Raw genomic sequence first — 1,750 nt, 5'->3', positions numbered from 1 at the left:
CCAAGGTTCTTGTTGCCAATCGTGGTGAGATCGCGGTTCGGGTGATCCGGGCGGCCGCTGATGCCGGGCTGGCCAGTGTCGCTGTGTACGCCGAACCCGACGCCGACGCACCGTTCGTCCGCCTGGCCGACGAAGCATTCGCACTCGGCGGACAAACCTCCGCGGAGTCGTACCTGGTCATCGACAAAATCTTGGACGCCGCCGCCAAATCCGGAGCCGACGCCATCCACCCCGGCTACGGATTCCTCTCCGAGAACGCCGACTTCGCCCAAGCCGTCATCGATGCAGGCCTGATCTGGATCGGACCGTCCCCGCAGTCCATCCGCGACCTCGGCGACAAGGTCACCGCCCGCCACATCGCCGCCCGCGCCAAAGCCCCCTCGGTCCCCGGCACCTCCGAACCGGTCAAAGACGCCGACGAAATCCTCGCGTTCGTCGACGAACACGGCCTCCCCATCGCCATCAAAGCCGCCTTCGGTGGCGGCGGCCGCGGCATGAAAGTCGCCCGCACCCGCGAGGAAATCCCCGAACTGTTCGACTCCGCCACCCGCGAAGCCGTCGCCGCATTCGGGCGCGGGGAATGCTTCGTCGAACGCTACCTCGACAAACCACGCCACGTCGAAGCCCAGGTCATCGCCGACCAACACGGCAACGTCATCGTCGCCGGCACCCGCGACTGCTCCCTGCAACGCCGCTTCCAGAAACTCGTCGAAGAAGCCCCCGCCCCGTTCCTCACCGACGCCCAACGCAAAGAAATCCACTCCAGCGCCAAAGCGATCTGCCTCGAAGCCGGCTACTACGGCGCCGGGACCGTCGAATACCTCGTCGGCCAAGACGGATTGGTCTCGTTCCTGGAGGTCAACACCCGGCTGCAGGTCGAGCATCCCGTCACCGAGGAAACCTCCGGCATCGACCTGGTGCTGCAGCAGTTCCGCATCGCTAACGGCGAAGAACTGACCATCACCGAAGACCCCGAACCGCGGGGGCATTCGTTCGAGTTCCGGATCAACGGTGAAGACGCCGGGCGTGGGTTCCTGCCCGCCCCCGGACCGGTCACCACCTTCACCGCCCCCTCCGGCCCGGGAGTCCGCGTCGATTCCGGTGTCGAATCCGGCTCGGTGATCGGGGGCCAGTTCGATTCGATGCTCGCCAAACTCATCGTCACCGGAGCCACCCGCGAGGAAGCCCTCGCCCGTTCGCGTCGGGCGTTGGCCGAATTCACCGTCGACGGGTTGGCGACGGTGATCCCGTTCCACGCTGCGGTGGTCTCCGATCCCGCGTTCATCGGCGACGGCGACTCCTTCTCCGTGCACACCCGGTGGATCGAAACCGAATGGGACAACCAGGTTCCCCCGTTCACCGCCGGGCAACCGATCGACGACGACGAGGCCCTGCCGCGGCAGTCCGTCATCGTCGAGGTCGGGGGCCGACGCGTCGAGGTCTCGCTGCCGGGCGAGCTCACCCTCGGCGGTGGCAGCGGCGGGAATGCCGGTGCGGTACGGCGCAAGCCCAAGGCCCGCACCCGTGGCGGTGCCGGAGCCGGCGCAGCCTCCGGTGACTCCGTGACCGCACCGATGCAGGGCACCGTGGTCAAAGTCGCCGTCGACGAAGGCCAGGAAGTCGCCGCCGGGGACCTCGTCGCCGTCCTGGAAGCGATGAAAATGGAAAACCCCGTCACCGCCCACAAAGCAGGCACCATCACCGGCCTGAGCGTCACCGCAGGCGACGCCATCACCCAAGGCACCGTCCT

The 1,750-nt window shown here is 67.3% G+C and carries 1 protein-coding gene; it reads left to right on the top strand.

The features are described from left to right. Positions 1–1,750, top strand: a 1,750-nt coding sequence (locus CH285_RS00005; protein WP_217901781.1) for an acetyl/propionyl/methylcrotonyl-CoA carboxylase subunit alpha, incomplete at both ends; no start/stop codon positions are given.

This window comes from Rhodococcus sp. 05-2256-B1 (genome assembly GCF_002258465.1).
Lineage (GTDB): Bacteria > Actinomycetota > Actinomycetes > Mycobacteriales > Mycobacteriaceae > Rhodococcoides > Rhodococcoides fascians.
Note: the sequence above shows the minus strand (reverse complement) of the source record. Positions and strands in the feature narration are given on the sequence as shown.